The sequence below is a fragment of the Lysinibacillus sp. genome (assembly GCF_032093475.1).
GTDB lineage: Bacteria > Bacillota > Bacilli > Bacillales_A > Planococcaceae > Lysinibacillus > Lysinibacillus irui.
Genome location: NZ_DAMDAY010000088.1, coordinates 1 through 15386 on the forward strand (window position 1 = coordinate 1; position 15386 = coordinate 15386).

Below are 15386 nucleotides of genomic sequence, written 5' to 3' on the forward strand. Positions count from 1 at the left end.
TTATTGGAACAATTGCCTTTACAAAATATATAGAAAGAGGTGTGATTGTTGAACGTAAATCAAATGATTGAGTGGGCAGCAGTCATCCTTATTCTTATAGGTTCAATTGTGAGTATGATTAGTGCATTTGGTATGATTCGCTTACCAGATGTCTATACACGATCACATGCTGCTACCAAAAGCTCCACGTTATCAGTATTAACATGCCTATTAGGTGCATTTATTTACTTTTGGGTGCATGATGGCTTTGTCAGTGTACGTTTAATTTTAGGTATTCTATTCGTCTTTGTGACAGCTCCCGTCGCAGGACATTTAATTTGTCGGGCCGCCTACCGTTCTCGCGTTCCATTAGCAGAAGGCTCTGGAGAGGATAAGCTAAAAGCTAAGCTATTTAAAGAAGAAAAATAAGCGCTGGACCTCCATATGGGGGTCTTTTTTATTAACTCGAAATTTTAATTTTTTACTTACCGAACGATGGATAATATTCGAGCTTTCGGAAAATAGTATAGTAAAGCCTTTATGAAAAATAAATAAATTTACTTATCTGAAAATTATGTATATAATATTTCACTAAATTTTTTTTAGTTTGTCTTGATTATTATTTCAAAAGAGTATATCTTAATTAGCAGATAGATTTTTTATTCTTTAACATGAATAAATATCCAATCGACTATTTTCGAGAAATGTATTCTCATACACAATAAATTATAAATAAAAGGAGAGTATAAATGATGAAGAACAAGTTATTCTTGTTAATGCTTGTACTTGTAATAGGTGTACTTGCAGCATGTGGCAGTAAAGATAATAATGCTAGCAATGCAGGATCAAATAATAATACAGAGGACAAGCAGGTATTAAAAGTTGGTACATCAGCTGACTATGCACCATTTGAATATGTGGACGCAGCGAAAGGCGAAGAAATTATTGGCTTTGATATTGATTTAATCAAGTTAGTTGGCGAAAAAATAGGCGTTGATATGCAAGTGCAAGATATGGACTTCAATAGTTTAGTACCAGCGCTACAGGCAGGAAAAATTGATGTCGTTATTTCTGGTATGACGCCGAACCCAGAACGTGAAAAAGTGGTTGATTTCTCTGATAAATACAATGAAACAGAGCAAGTAATCATTGTTAAAAAGGATAGCGGTATTAAAAAAGAGGCTGATTTGGCTGGTAAAAAAATTGGTGTCCAAACAGCATCTATTCAAGAAAATTTAGGTAATGAAATCGCGAAAAAAGTAGATGTATCAGTAGAAGGACGTACACGTATTCCTGAGATTATTCAAGATATGATGTCTAAACGCTTAGACGCAGGTATTTTAGAGGGTGGCGTTGCGAAAGGTTATTTAAAAACAAATGATCAATTAGAAGCCTTTCCTGTAGAAGAACAACCAGAAGATTTCAAAGCGATCGCGGTTCCAAAAGGAAGCGATTTAAAAGATAAAATTAATAAAGCATTAAAAGAACTAGCTGATGAAGGCAAAATTCAAGAGCTAGAAGAAAAATGGTTAGAAAAAGTTGAATAATTAAAGCATGCGATAGCTCCTATTTGGGCTATCGCTTGTGCTTTTCTTTTTATCAATTCCGCCTCGGCATAACCTCGTCTAGATTTATTTATGAAGTTTCTGTACGTGAGATTGTGCATTCGGTGCAAAAAATAAAAGCTGTATTAAGTTGAAAAAGAAAGGAGGGAGCGCTGTGAATTTAGATTTTACGGCGATTGTTCCCTCTATTCCTTATATTTTAAAAGGGATAGGTGTTACACTTCAAATTGCAATAGGTGCATCCATCATCGGTTTTATTGTAGGTATACTTTTAGCATTATGTAAAATTGGAAAGGTCAATGTTTTACGTTGGTTTGCAGATTTCTATACGTCGATTTTCCGTGGTACACCACTTGTATTACAATTATTAATTATTTATTATGCAGTACCACAATTATTAGATATTCAAATTGAACCTATACCAACAGCCATTATTGCGTTTGGTCTAAACTCGGGTGCTTATATTTCGGAAATTATCCGTGCCGGTATTAATGCAGTGGATAAAGGGCAAATGGAAGCAGCACAAGCTCTTGGTATTCCATATGCAAAAATGATGAAGGATATTATTATTCCACAAGCAGTAAAAAATATTTTACCATCTTTAGTGAATGAATTTATTACATTAAATAAAGAAACAGCTGTTGTAACAGTTATTAGTGCATTAGATATTATGCGTCGCGCCTATATTGTAGGGGGTTCAACATATCGTTATCTTGAGCCATTACTTTTTGCAGGGGTCATCTATTATCTCATGACGCTTGTTTTAACGTTCCTTGGTAAACGAATTGAGAAAGGAATGAGAAAAAGTGATTAAAATTGAGGATTTACACAAATCGTATGGACAGAATGAAGTATTAAAAGGTATTTCAACTGTAATTAAGGAAAAAGAAGTAATTGCGATTATTGGACCTTCTGGATCAGGTAAATCGACCTTTCTTCGCTGCTTAAACTTGTTGGAAACTCCTACAAGTGGAAAGGTAATGATTGCAGGTGATGTCCTTACAGATAAAGGGACTAATATTATGAAAATACGGGAAGAAGTAGGGATGGTATTTCAGCATTTTCATCTTTTCCCTCATAAAACAGTGCTCGAAAATTTAACGTATGCTCCAATCAATGTTAAAGGAATGGACAAGGCTGCTGCAGTGAAAATGGCTGAGGAGTTACTAAAAAAAGTTGGTCTTTTTGAGAAGCGTCACGAATATCCAAATCGCTTATCTGGGGGACAAAAGCAACGTGTTGCTATTGCACGTGCACTAGCGATGGACCCTAAAGTCATATTATTTGATGAGCCTACATCAGCGCTTGACCCAGAAATGGTTAAAGAGGTATTGGATGTTATGAAAAGTCTTGCAGATACTGGTATGACCATGCTCATTGTGACGCATGAAATGGGCTTTGCTCGTGAGGTTGCTGATCGTATTCTCTTCCTTGATGGCGGCAAGCTTATTGAGGACGCATCACCCGAACAGTTTTTCACAGCCCCATCAACACAGCGTGCGAAGGATTTCTTAGAGAAGGTTTTATAAATAACGAAACGCATTTAGCTCTCCTACCTAATCGAGTGCTAAATGTGTTTTTTTATTAAAAGGAATAGGGAAAATTTCAGTTCCTACAAATAGGAAAGGATTTATAGAGACTATATTTTAAAAAACTATGCTTATAATCTAGTGAATTAGTATTGAAGATCTTCTCTCACTTTCGGTAGGATAGCTTATCCCAATCATTCTTTGTAATTTCGGTGCATATACTTACAATCACTCTGTTTTTTGCTTATAATAGAGAAGTCAGAGTTTTTTTCTGAAAAAAGTAGCCACAAAGTGAGCGATTGCGATTGAAAAAATTATTATATGGTATTTTCTTTGTCGTTTTTATAGTCATTTTTTTGTACGTAAACAATCACTGGCTCGTTGTAAGTAAGCATGTGTTCGAATCGGAAAAAGTGCCTGCTAGCTTTGATGGGCTACGCATAGTACAAGTATCAGATTTACACGATGCCCTCTTTGGCGACAACCAAAAAAAATTGATTGCTAAGGTTAAGGCTACGAATCCTGACTATATTTTTATTACGGGTGATGTTATTGATAGCAATCGCTATGATTTAGAACAAAGCCTTCAGGCAGTGAAAGGACTAGTTGCAATAACGGATGTTTATTATGTACTGGGAAATCATGAAGTAGCGACGAATAAGGTGAATGAAATTTATGAGGCGCTGTCATCGTTAGGGGTACATATAATGGCCAATGAATCGACTGTTTTAGAGCGCGACGGGGAGCGTTTGGCGATTGTTGGAATTGAGGATCCGTTAATGGGTAGACCAACAGAAGACATGCTGGACATTGCAACAGCTTATTTACCAGATGACATGTTTAAGCTGTTACTAGCGCATCGACCAGAAGTATTTCATACGTATGTAAATTATCACATAGATTTAGTCTTTTCGGGACATGCGCATGGTGGGCAAGTTCGTATTCCTGGGCTTGGTGGTCTAGTTGCACCAGGTCAGGGGCTGTTTCCAAAATATACGGCTGGTGTCTACGAAGCTGCATCCACTAAGATGGTAGTTAGCCGTGGATTAGGCAATAGCTCTGTACCCTATCGCATTTTGAATCTTCCAGAAATTATTGTGATGGATTTAAAGAAAAAATAAGCACTGCGTTCAATTTACGCAGTGCTTTCAATTTGTTTACGTTCTATACGTTTGACAAGGTATATGCTTATTTCATACAAAATAATCATCGGTATTAACACAAGGAGCTGACTAATGAAATCAGGTGGCGTGATAACAGCAGAACCTACGCCCATTGCGATGTAAGACCAACCTCTTATTTTTTTCATGGATTCAGCAGTTAGTACACCAATGGCTGATAAGAAAAGGGCGACAATCGGTAACTCAAATAATAAGCCAAGTGGTACTGTGGTCATGATTAAAAAATGCATATATTCACTCGCTGATACCATGACATCGAAATTAGTTGCTCCTATGCTCACTAAAAACGAGTAACTTAGCGGGTTTACAACAAAGTAACCGAAAGCTATTCCTAATAAGAAAAGGACTAGCATAATTGGTGCATAGAGACCTAGAAAGCGGCTTTCCTCTTCCTTTAACCCTGGTTTTATAAAACTCCACAAAAAATGAACGAGAAAAGGCATAGAAAGACCAAATGCTAAAGTAGTTGAAATAGTCATATAAAATTTAACGACCTCAAGGGGTCCTAATATAATGAGAGAATGGCCTCGAGTTACAAAGGGAAACCAAATATTGATAGTAGAGAAAACCACAATAAAAAATAAAATAAAAACAGTTAAACCTTTTATAATTTGCTTACGTAGCTCAGAAAGATGTTCAAATAGGGAATTAACAGGTATAAGTGGTTCATCTGCTACATGCTCCTGCTCCTCAACTACTACCGTTGGCATTTCAACTAAAGCCTCCACTGGTGGGGGAGGCTCAGTTTTTGGTTTATCGAGAGGGCTTAAATATTTTCTTTTTCCATCTTCATATGGATCCATAGGAAACCCTCCTACGAAGCATCAGATTTTTTTTCGACCTTTTTCACTGAATCATCATCATCGTCTATAAGCCCCTTAGTGGACTTTTTAAATTCTGCAAACGTTTTACCAACTGCTCCACCAATTTCGGGCAATTTTTTTGGACCAAATACAATTAACACAATGACCAAAATAATGATTAATCCAGGTACTCCAATTGCTCCAAGACCTCCCATAAGTCTTGCCTCCTTTAAATTAAGGTATTTACACTAAAGAACCGCCAGATTGACTATATTTTATAACCCCTTCCGCACAGCGGTATGCAAGTGCTCCTAATGTGCCTGTTGGATTGTACCCACTATTATGTGCAAAGTTACCAGCACTCACTGCGAAAAGATTATCAACATCCCAGTGTTGTAGATAATTATTCACGACGCCTTGTTCTGGAGTTAAACTCATCACTGTTCCACCCGTGTTATGCGTTGTTTGGTAAGGTACGATATTGTAATCCTTAATTTCAGCATTTGGAACAATCGTTTTAGCGCCCATTTCTTTCATAATGTCAGCTGCACGTGCAGAAATATATTTATGAAGCGCACGATCCTGATCTGTAAAGTTGTATGTCAATTGTACTAACGGTAAGCCATAAGCATCCTTGTAGGTTGGATCCAGAGATAGATAATTTTCTTTATGTGGCATAGATGCTCCCTGTGCACCAATCCCGAAGGAGCGTGTATAGTAATAAATAGATTGCTTTTTAAATTCTGGTCCCCAAGTAGGTGTATCTGGTGGTGTCGGATTTGAGCCAATTGGACGGGCACCTGTCTGAGTAAGGGCAAGATTTCCTCCATGAATAAAATCTAAATCACTATGATCAAAATTATCCCCATTGTAGTCATCTAGACACACACCTAAAGAACCTGCTCCCATAAACGTATTGTATTGTTCATCAAAGAATCCAGCAGCACCAGGTAAAATTTGATAGCAATAGTTTCTACCAAGTGTACCTTTGCCAGTAGTAGGATCGTATCTTTCTCCAATGTTAGAGACCATTAATAGCTTGGCATTATTAAAGACATAACTAGTTAAGACAACAGCATTAGCGGGCTGAATGAATTCTTCTCCAGACACGGTATCTATATATCTTACACCAGTAGCCTTATTGCCTTGCTTTAAGATTTCGACAACATTCGAGTTGTAGCGTAAATCAAAATTACCTGTCTTTAAAGCGGTAGGAACAACCGTAACTTCTGCAGAAGATTTGGCACCATATTCGCAACCAAAGCGTTCGCAAAAACCACAATATTGACAAGCATTGATTGTTTCACCATCAGGATTTTTATAAACCTCTGATAAGTTGGCGGATGGCACCATATAAGGTGTTAGCTTTAAGTTTTTTGCAGCTTTTTCAAATTGCGTAAGCATAGGTGTTTTTTTCATAGGACCTGTTGGATAAGGATTTGAACGTTTACCACTAAATGTGTTTTTGTCATCCCCTGAAATACCAGCGGTTTTTTCAAACTTATCCATATAAGGTTCAAGCTGATCATATGTTAAACCCCAATCTTGAATGAGGTAATCCGGACCGAGTTTGTTTGGCCCATAACGTTTATCTGTTAGCGTTTTGATTTGAAAATCATAGGGTAAGAAACGGAAAGTCATTCCATTCCAATGGGTACTTGATCCACCTAGGCCTTCTCCAAGTAAAAAGGAGCCTAGCTGGCGCATTGGCAAAGCCTTCATATTACGATCATTACGGAAGCTTACCGTCTCTTTGGATAAATTTTGCATTAAATCATATCGTATGGCATAGCGGTATTCATCATGAACATTTAAATAATCTTCGGTACCACGCTTTTGTCCGCGCTCTAAACCGACCACCTTTAGGCCAGCTTTGGCACATTCAGCAGCAACGATACCACCTGTCCAACCTACACCAACTGTTACAACGTCTACACTCGGCAATGTTTTAGCCATATTCTAACCCCCTTAATGGTTGCCTAATGGATTAGGCTCAATTTTTTGGAACTTTGTATCTTCTATTTGTGTAATATAAGCCATTTGGTGGCCAGGGAAGCCCTTCATACGCCAGCCATCCATATTACGATTTCCTCCATACATTGGATCGGAATAGGCACCCTCTAAAGTAGCCGCGCGTAAGAGTGTAAAGAAGAATGCAGATGTAACTCCGACCATTTCTATGTCACCCTTTTGAAAGGCTGTTAAAATTTCATCCATTTGTTTTCCATCTAAATCATTAAAGCTTTTTTTATATCGCTTTTGAGCTTCATCCTCCATCGTTTGAATGCCCTGTCTAAAAATCTCTGCTCTTGTTAGGCGACTTTGATAACCTTGTGTAGGGGCACCTACGTCAAATGGCCCTTGCATATACTCTTTAGAGTTACTTCCATAATTACCTGCAAGTTGATGATCGATAAAATAGGGAACATCCAAGCCTATAGCACCTGGCCCTAAATCATCTTCTGGGAAGATGCGTTCTGTAGCATTTGATAAGATACTAAAATCTCTTTCATTTCTAAAAAACATCTTAGCCTTTGGTGAACCAGTAGCCTCATTTGTTGTTCCATGCCCACCATGCTCCAGAGTAGAAGTTCCTTTACCATGGATGTTGTAACCTACTAGCCCTCCTATTAATCCACCACCGACTAATGTACCAGCAGCAATACCTGTTGTTTTCAAAAAGTCTCGACGCGAAACATTGTTTTTGTCTGAACTCATGGAAATCCTCCCCTCAAAATGTTTTAAACTGATTCTATCTTTAATAATCAGCAAAAAATGTGGATTATAATCAATTTTTGTTGGAAAAAGTTTTAATTTCATCCAACAGTGCAATATATTCTGTCTTTCTAAAGCGAGTTTTGTCCTATAAGTTGAAAATTTGTAGAAAATGGTTAGCACTATATCAATAGTATAAATGGTATTATTATACATTTATTAATCAAAATGGAAAACTTTTGTTGACTTCTACTTTTGGTGACTTTACTCTGTAGTTATAAATAAGCGAAATAGTATAGCTAAAAGTGGAAGTAGTGTGATAAAAGGAATGTGGATAAAAGGTATTGGTGGTAAATTAGTCGTTGCGATCATAGCGCTTGTGTTTGTAACATGTGGTACGCTTGGTCTATCCACCTGGATAAATAGTACGAAGGCAATGAATGAACAAGTGGAATCCAATTTGGTATCCAGAGCAGAGGATGTTTCAAAATACATAGAAGAACACTTCCAGCTAACATTGGTAGAAGTTGAGGCAATTGCTGAGCAAGAGGCAGTTCGTAGTATGGACTTTGCAAAACAAAAACAATATTTGTCAAAGCGTCTTGCTAATAATGAAAATTATTTAGGATTTGGCATTATTAAAGCAGATGGGGTTGCCCATTATTTAGATGATACAACCGCAGAATTAGGTGATCGTGATTATGTAAAAGAAGGCTTTACAGGTAAGTCAGTTATGTCTGACATAACAATTAGCCGTGTAACGGGTGAACCAGTCATTTTAATCGTTTCACCAATTAATACTGTCACAGGCGAGCAAGCTTTATTATTAGCTCGTATTGATGGCTATTATTTATCCAATATTGTAGAGGGCATTAAAGTTGGAGACAATGGATATGCATTTATGCTCGATGCCAAAGGGACTATCATTGGTCATAATAATCATACCTATGTGAAGGAGCAGAACAATCCCATCGAAGAAGCCGAGGAAACGGGTGTCATGACAGGCAGAGCATTAGCTGCAAAAGAAATGATTGCTAATAAAAGCGGCTACTTTTCGTTTAAAACAGAAGATACAGGAACAAGCTTAATGGGCTTCCATACGCTTAATAACGGTTGGAAAATGGGAGTTATTGCTTTAGAAAACGAGATGTTTACAGGACTATCTAAGCTAAAGACGAACTTTATTGTCACAACCATTATTGTTTCGATACTGGGCCTTTTCATTTCTTTTGCTATTTCGCGTTCTGTCAGTAGACCACTCCGTCACGTGCTGCGTATAAGTGAAGGCTTATCAGAAGGTGACTTTACACAAGAGATTCCTGAGAAATATTTGAAACGAATTGATGAAATGGGGACAATGTCACGTGCATTAAATCGCATGACTGATAATATGCGAGAAATGATAGCGAAAGTGAGCCATGAAGCGACCGCAGTGAACGATGCCTCATGTGATTTAATGGGAGATGTAATTGCAGTCACAAAACATTCTGAGCAAATAGCTGGTGCAATTAGTGAAGTAGACAGAGGGGCACAGAGTCAAACCTCTATGGCAGAAGAAAGTGCCTCAGCTATGGAACAAATGGCGCTTGGCATACAAAATGTTGCGGAAGTTGCTTCAACAATTGCTTCTAATACAGAATTTATTTCCCAGAAAATTAGTGAAAGTAACGATGCAGTGCAGCAATCTATTTGTCGTATGAGTGAGATTCAGCAAGGTACGACAGCTGAGCTAACCATTATTCACAAACTAGAAAAGGAGTCAGAGGAAATTAGCTTAATTTCTAAAATGATTACCGATATTTCTGATCAAACCAATTTATTGGCACTAAATGCTTCTATTGAGGCTGCTCGTGCAGGAGAGGCTGGTAAAGGTTTTGCTGTTGTTGCCGATGAAGTTCGTAAGCTATCAGAGCAAACAGCAGAATCTGCTACTAAAATTAATGTGTTAATTCAACGAGTTCAATCCTACACATTAGAAGTAGTAAAGGCTGCAGAATCTGGTGAACATAACGTGGAACGTGGATTAGCTTCAATCGAGGCAGTAGGAAATCGCTTCGAGGAAATGATACGAGCAGTTGGAGAAATAGCAGGCCAAATTGAAGAAATGAATGCTTCAGCTGAACAAATGTCTGCAAATACTGAAGAAGTTTCAGCCTCTATGGAAGAAATGGCAGCTACAGCACATGCGGCTAGTGACTATGTGCATGAGGTAACAGCTTCCACAACGGAACAGATAAAAACAGTCACAACGATGAATAATCAAACCGAGAAGTTATCAGAAATGGCAAAACGTTTATATGGAGCCATTCAAAAATTTAAATATTAAAGAAGTAGGAGCTGTCGCTGGTGACAGCTCCACTTTTTAATAGTGGGATTCAGCGTTTTGCAATACTTCTAGTAGCTCTTCTTTAGAAATTGTACATTCTCCACCGCCTTGTACCATTTGGTCACTTCCGCCACCCTTACCATTAATAAGTGGTAGTACTTTTTCGGCAATGACTTTCATGCTTTTTGCAACATTTTTCCCTTTTGCTGCTACGAACTGCAATTTGCCTTCATTTTCTGAAGCAAGAAGGGCCGTAACATCTGGATTATCGATGACAATAATACGAGCTATTTTTTGCAATTCCTGCATTGTTCGTTGGTTAAAGGCTGCTGCAACTACATCCTCGTTCCCAGCAACAAGTGCTTTTACTTCGTACGCTAGTAATTCCTCTTTTGCGGCAGCAAGTGCTTTTTCAGTATTTTTTTGAGAGACTAGAATTTTAGAAAGTGCTGTAGCAGCTTCGACCTCTGGTACACTTAATTGACGAGCTACATCAGCTAAAACCTCTTTACGCATAGCAAGCTCGGATAAGACACGTTGCCCACAAACAAAAGAGACGCGTACATTGCCCTTCATTTTCTCGGTGCCAAGAATTTTAATGGCAGTAACTTGCCCAGTAGATACAGGATGTGTTCCACCACAGCCGTTATAGTCAAAATCAGGGATGATTACAAGCCGAATATCTCCTGTCACAGCGACTTCTTTGCGAAGATTATAGTTGGCAAGCTCATTTTCTGTAATCCAAGTCGTTTGAATTGGACGGTTTTCTAAAATGATATCATTTGCTCTTGCTTCCGCTGCTGCTAACTGTTGTTCTGTTAGTGTATCGGTAGCAATATCTATCGTGACATGCTCACTTCCTAGGTGAAAACTTACAGTCTGTGCATTGAAAAGTTCAACAAATGCAGCTGTTAAAATATGTTGACCAGCATGCTGCTGCATATGATCAAATCGTCTAGCCCAATTTAATTTGCCATGGACGACACCGTCTAAAGTCGACGGGTCACCTTGAATATAATGACGAATCTCATCGTTAATTTTCTCGACATCTAAGACCTCAATAGCATCCAATGTACCTGTGTCATGAGGTTGTCCACCACCTGTTGGATAGAATGCAGTATTAGATAGCACAACATAATGACGACCAACTTCATCAGTCCCCTTACTGACAATCGTAGCTTCAAACTCACGTAACATAACGTCTTGGTAATATAATAGCTCTTTCAAAAAAAAAGCCTCCTTTATGTAGATATTTTAGTCTCTAAATTATTTCCATTTTATTGTGGCATAATTACTTACAGGTGTATACGGCTTTTCTAGTTGACCCATGCTGAAATTGATTTAATATAGAAAGGAACAGCTAAAGATAAAGGAGCTAGCATAATGGAAATTACACAATTCTCAATGGAAGAAATTTTAGACCCAACAAATATTATTGAAGGTAAGCGTTACGAATTTATTTTAGATGTAGAAATCGATGAGGATGATGAGCTATATCACGAAGCGGGTATAGAAATTCGTGTACTGATTGGTGAGAAGGGCGAGGAGCCATTTATTTTAAACTATTTCATCATGGAAAAAGCAGAGGGTGAATATTTAGATTTCGCATTAGAGGATGAAGAGCTAGAGGAAATTTTAACATTCTGTAAGGAAGAAATGGCAAAAGCATAAAAATATTGCAGGGACAGGTAGAGAGTAATATTCTTTACCTGTTTTTTTCTGGAGTTAAGGATTATGTAAGCTTGCTGAAATATATATGTTGTATTAGATGTCTAAACTTAGTTTTAGCGTTCAGGAAATCGGGCAACTTAAATAGCGAGGTGCTTATATGTCAACTTACACAGAATCCATTTTCATAGCATTTTTTATTACTATTATTTTATCATTTGTACTTTTCATTCCATGGCTAATTTATACGTATCGCAAATATGGTTACTTATCGATGTCTAAAACTATTATTATGTTGTCATTTATCTTTTACTTTTTATCCGCACTATGTTTAGTATTACTACCATTTCCATCTACAAGAGATACATGCTCACTGCAGCCTGCAGATACCATTCATTCCAATTTACGATTATTCCAATTTGTTGAAGATATTTTAAAGGACAGTGGAGTTGTCGTGACAAATCCGTCTACATGGCTTGCAATCACAAAACAGCAGGCATTTTATCAAGCTTTCTTTAATTTTTTATTACTGATGCCATTTGGCGTATACTTACGATATTTTCTTAAAGAAAGAAGGTACTGGAAACGTGCATTTATCATTAGCTTTTTGCTAACATTGTTTTATGAGATCACTCAAAGAACAGGTATTTATGGCATTTTTAATTGTGCCTACCGTCTCTTTGATGTTGATGATTTATTACTAAACAGTGTAGGCGCGTTACTGGGGTTCTTTTTAGCACCAATTGTATGGGCATTATTCCCTTCTCATGAAGAAGTTGAGGCTAAAGCGGCTGAAATGGAAAAAAGAGATATTGTTAAACCTATTTCTATTTTGCTGGCACTCGTTATTGATTTATGCATTGCACAAATGATTTGGCTCATGATTGGTGCTCTGACAGGATATAATGGAACTTTTGAGTTTTTAGTAAAAATAACGCTGTACATGTTACTTTTTGGTGTGATGCCAAGCATGCTAGATGGTGCAACACTCGGTATGAAGGTAATGCGTTTTACAATGGTTAATAAGAATGGAAAAAGTATTGTAAGGCAATCGTGGCGTCGCTGTGTTGCCATTATTGCTTCGGCTTGTCTATTTGAGGCCATTACAACGATTGGTGGTATTCAATTAAATATCGATTCACCATTTTATGTTCTGCAAATTATCATTTCTCTCTTTGCAGCAACAGCAGGTTTTATACTAACAATGATTATAGCCATCCATGTACTACGCGTCATTGTAAGTGGTGGAAAACGACGTTTATATATCGATCAATACGCAGATTTAATGGCAACAAGGAAAAAATAAGGGGGCTTGTAGAATGAAATACGTCATCATCGGGGGAGATGCTGCAGGTATGTCTGCAGCAATGGAAATCTATCGTAATGTACCGGGGGCAGAAATTACCACTTTAGAGCGTGGCTTTATTTATTCGTATGGGCAATGTGGTTTGCCCTATGTTGTAGATGGTCGTATTTCTTCAACTAATCGTTTAATTGCAAGAGATGTCGAGACTTTCCGTGATAAGTATGGCATTGATGCAAGAGTGGGCTATGAGGTAGAAAATGTAGATGTAGAGAAGAAAATTATTACAGGTACACAAGCAAGTGGTGAAGCATTTGAAATTCCTTATGATAAGCTTCTGATTGCAACAGGGGCAAGTCCAGTTATGCCAGTGAAAAAGGGGTCTGATTTAGAGGGTATCCACACAGTAAAAACGATTCCACAATTAGAAGACTTAATGGCTGATTTAACGCCTGCTATTCAACAGGTAACTATTATCGGTGGTGGCTATATTGGGTTAGAAATGGCAGAAACACTACATGCCTGCGGTAAAAAGGTAAAACTAGTTCAACGTGGAAGCCATGTAGCACGCACTTTAGATGAAGAGCTTGCCCAACATGTTCATGAAGAAGCAAAAAAGAATGGTGTGGAGCTATTATTAAATATAAGTGTGGAAGCATTCGAAGGGAATAAACGTGTTGAACGTGTCATTACAGATAACGGCGTTTTAGAGACAGATTTAGTTATTGTCGCTTCAGGCATTAAACCAAATACACAATTTTTACAGGGTACTGGGATAGCACTAGCCAAAAATGGAGCAATTATTGTAAATCGTCATTTAGAAACCTCTATAGAAAATATTTATGCTGCAGGAGATTGTGCAACCCATTTTAATATTGTCAAAGAGCGTTTAGACTATGTACCATTAGGAACAACTGCTAATAAGCAAGGGCGTTTAGCTGGACTTAATATGTCAGGCAAATGTGCGCCATTTAGAGGAATTGTAGGAACTTCGATCTTAAAGTTTTTCAATTTAACAATTGCTACAACAGGTATTAATGAGCGCACGGCTAAAGAGCTTGGCTTCGACTACGAGGCATATAAATTATCTGCTCGACATATCGCAGGCTATTATCCAGGTGCGCAGCGCATGTATATAAAAGTTATTGTGCGAAAACGAGATCAGCTGCTATTGGGAGCGCAAATAGTAGGGCCAGCAGGAATTGATAAGCGTATCGATGTTTTTGCTACAGCATTGTATAGTAAAATGACATTACCAGATTTGCTTGATTTAGACTTAGCCTATGCACCGCCTTTCAACGGTGTATGGGATCCTTTACAGCAGGTGGCAAGAATGAATGGACGTTTATAATGGGAGGTAGAAAGATGGACATTTATGATATTAACGTAACTTTAGAGGATGGTACTATCTATAGCCTAGAACGTTATAAAGGAAAGCCTATGCTTATTGTCAACACAGCTTCTAAATGTGGCTTTACACCGCAATTTGAAGAATTAGAAGGTCTCTATGAGAAATATCAGGAGCAAGGTCTTGTAGTCCTTGGTTTCCCATCGAACCAATTTAAACAAGAGCTAGCGACTGCTGAGGAGGCGGCTTCTCAATGTCGACTGACGTATGGTGTGACGTTCCCGATGCACGAGATTGTCAAGGTGAACGGTAAAGAAGCCCATCCTATATTCGATTATCTGACTTCCCATTCCAAAGGATTTTTAGGTAGTAATGTTAAATGGAACTTTACAAAATTCCTCGTAAATCGTCATGGTGAGGTTGTTGGACGCTACGCACCGGCAGATAAGCCAGGTAGCTTTGAGGATGATATTCAAAAGGTTTTACAGCAATAGATGAACAGGGTTCATGCACAGTTTGTGTATGAATCCTTTTTTTATTTTGATTGAGGAAAAGGGGACCTTCGTGGATGTGTGGATAGAATTCTAGATAATTTACATTGGTAGTAATTTATAAAGCTAATGATTTAAGGTTGTTGTAAGCTTGTGACAAATTTCTTGTAAGTTTGGGGTCGTATACTAAAGTCAGAAAGAAGAGGTGAGCGTATATGACGCCATTATTAAAGGTACAAAACGTTGGAAAAACTTACGGCAAAGGCGCAAATACTTTTACAGCGCTATCGAATATATCATTTGAAGTAGAAAAAGGAGAGTTTGTTGGAGTAATGGGTCCTTCAGGGGCTGGGAAATCTACGCTTTTGAATGTATTAGCAACGATTGATACGCCAACAAATGGTGAAATTATTATTGGGGATACCAATTTAGCACGTATGAAGGACGCTGAATTAGCAGATTTTCGTCGTGATAACTT

16 protein-coding genes are annotated in these 15386 nt (G+C 37.8%); 11 read left to right on the forward strand and 5 right to left on the reverse strand.

The window, feature by feature from the left end; translation table 11 throughout:
* Positions 1–48: 48 nt before the first annotated feature.
* The 5 genes from RT445_RS16710 to RT445_RS16730 all read left to right on the forward strand — a co-directional run bounded on the left by RT445_RS16710 (position 49) and on the right by RT445_RS16730 (position 4194).
* Complete coding sequence (locus RT445_RS16710; RefSeq protein ID WP_274795227.1) at positions 49–408, forward strand: Na+/H+ antiporter subunit G; 360 nt, start codon at positions 49–51, stop codon at positions 406–408.
* Between the two features lie 323 nt (positions 409–731).
* Positions 732–1526 (forward strand): transporter substrate-binding domain-containing protein, encoded by a 795-nt coding sequence (locus RT445_RS16715; RefSeq protein WP_312507201.1) that lies wholly within the window; start codon positions 732–734, stop codon positions 1524–1526.
* A 172-nt stretch (positions 1527–1698) separates the two neighbouring features.
* Entirely contained in the window at positions 1699–2358 is a 660-nt protein-coding gene (locus RT445_RS16720; RefSeq protein WP_036125759.1) for an amino acid ABC transporter permease, read from the forward strand.
* Positions 2351–3073 carry an amino acid ABC transporter ATP-binding protein gene (locus RT445_RS16725; RefSeq protein ID WP_312507202.1) on the forward strand — a complete coding sequence of 241 codons (723 nt, stop codon included), beginning with the start codon at positions 2351–2353 and terminating at the stop codon, positions 3071–3073. Before RT445_RS16720 ends, RT445_RS16725 begins: the two co-directional genes overlap by 8 nt.
* Before the next feature lie 305 nt (positions 3074–3378).
* The gene (locus tag RT445_RS16730) at positions 3379–4194 is read left to right on the forward strand and encodes a metallophosphoesterase (RefSeq protein WP_274795229.1); all 816 of its coding nucleotides are present in this window, start codon (positions 3379–3381) and stop codon (positions 4192–4194) included.
* Positions 4195–4208: 14 nt separating this feature from the next.
* Here the strand turns inward: RT445_RS16730 and tatC are convergent, their stop codons facing one another.
* From tatC to RT445_RS16750, 4 genes are read right to left on the reverse strand one after another with little or no spacing between them, the layout of a single operon-like run.
* On the reverse strand, positions 4209–5057 hold the full coding sequence (gene tatC / locus RT445_RS16735) for a twin-arginine translocase subunit TatC (RefSeq protein WP_312507203.1): 849 nt from the start codon (positions 5055–5057) through the stop codon (positions 4209–4211).
* An 11-nt stretch (positions 5058–5068) separates the two neighbouring features.
* Entirely contained in the window at positions 5069–5272 is a 204-nt protein-coding gene (gene tatA / locus RT445_RS16740; protein WP_036122204.1) for a twin-arginine translocase TatA/TatE family subunit, read from the reverse strand.
* Positions 5273–5300: 28 nt separating this feature from the next.
* Positions 5301–7013 carry a GMC family oxidoreductase gene (locus RT445_RS16745; RefSeq protein ID WP_274795231.1) on the reverse strand — a complete coding sequence of 571 codons (1713 nt, stop codon included), beginning with the start codon at positions 7011–7013 and terminating at the stop codon, positions 5301–5303.
* A 12-nt stretch (positions 7014–7025) separates the two neighbouring features.
* Positions 7026–7775, reverse strand: a complete 750-nt coding sequence (locus tag RT445_RS16750; protein ID WP_274795232.1) for a gluconate 2-dehydrogenase subunit 3 family protein — start codon at positions 7773–7775, stop codon at positions 7026–7028.
* A gap of 313 nt (positions 7776–8088) precedes the next feature.
* Here RT445_RS16750 and RT445_RS16755 point away from each other — a divergent pair, with 313 nt between their 5' ends.
* Positions 8089–10098 (forward strand): methyl-accepting chemotaxis protein, encoded by a 2010-nt coding sequence (locus RT445_RS16755; protein ID WP_313471032.1) that lies wholly within the window; start codon positions 8089–8091, stop codon positions 10096–10098.
* Between the two features lie 36 nt (positions 10099–10134).
* Here the strand turns inward: RT445_RS16755 and RT445_RS16760 are convergent, their stop codons facing one another.
* Positions 10135–11325: an alanyl-tRNA editing protein gene (locus RT445_RS16760; protein ID WP_274795235.1), complete on the reverse strand. Its 1191-nt coding sequence runs from the start codon at positions 11323–11325 to the stop codon at positions 10135–10137.
* A gap of 156 nt (positions 11326–11481) precedes the next feature.
* Here RT445_RS16760 and RT445_RS16765 point away from each other — a divergent pair, with 156 nt between their 5' ends.
* The 5 genes from RT445_RS16765 to RT445_RS16785 form a co-directional block, all read left to right on the forward strand.
* Entirely contained in the window at positions 11482–11769 is a 288-nt protein-coding gene (locus tag RT445_RS16765; RefSeq protein WP_274795236.1) for a DUF6509 family protein, read from the forward strand.
* 157 nt (positions 11770–11926) lie between these two features.
* Positions 11927–13072: a VanZ family protein gene (locus RT445_RS16770; RefSeq protein WP_312507205.1), complete on the forward strand. Its 1146-nt coding sequence runs from the start codon at positions 11927–11929 to the stop codon at positions 13070–13072.
* A 13-nt stretch (positions 13073–13085) separates the two neighbouring features.
* Complete coding sequence (locus tag RT445_RS16775) at positions 13086–14420, forward strand: FAD-dependent oxidoreductase (protein WP_274795239.1); 1335 nt, start codon at positions 13086–13088, stop codon at positions 14418–14420.
* Between the two features lie 14 nt (positions 14421–14434).
* Complete coding sequence (locus tag RT445_RS16780; RefSeq protein ID WP_274795240.1) at positions 14435–14911, forward strand: glutathione peroxidase; 477 nt, start codon at positions 14435–14437, stop codon at positions 14909–14911.
* A gap of 212 nt (positions 14912–15123) precedes the next feature.
* Positions 15124–15386 (forward strand): ATP-binding cassette domain-containing protein (locus RT445_RS16785; protein ID WP_313471034.1); only part of this gene is annotated, 263 nt, incomplete at its 3' end.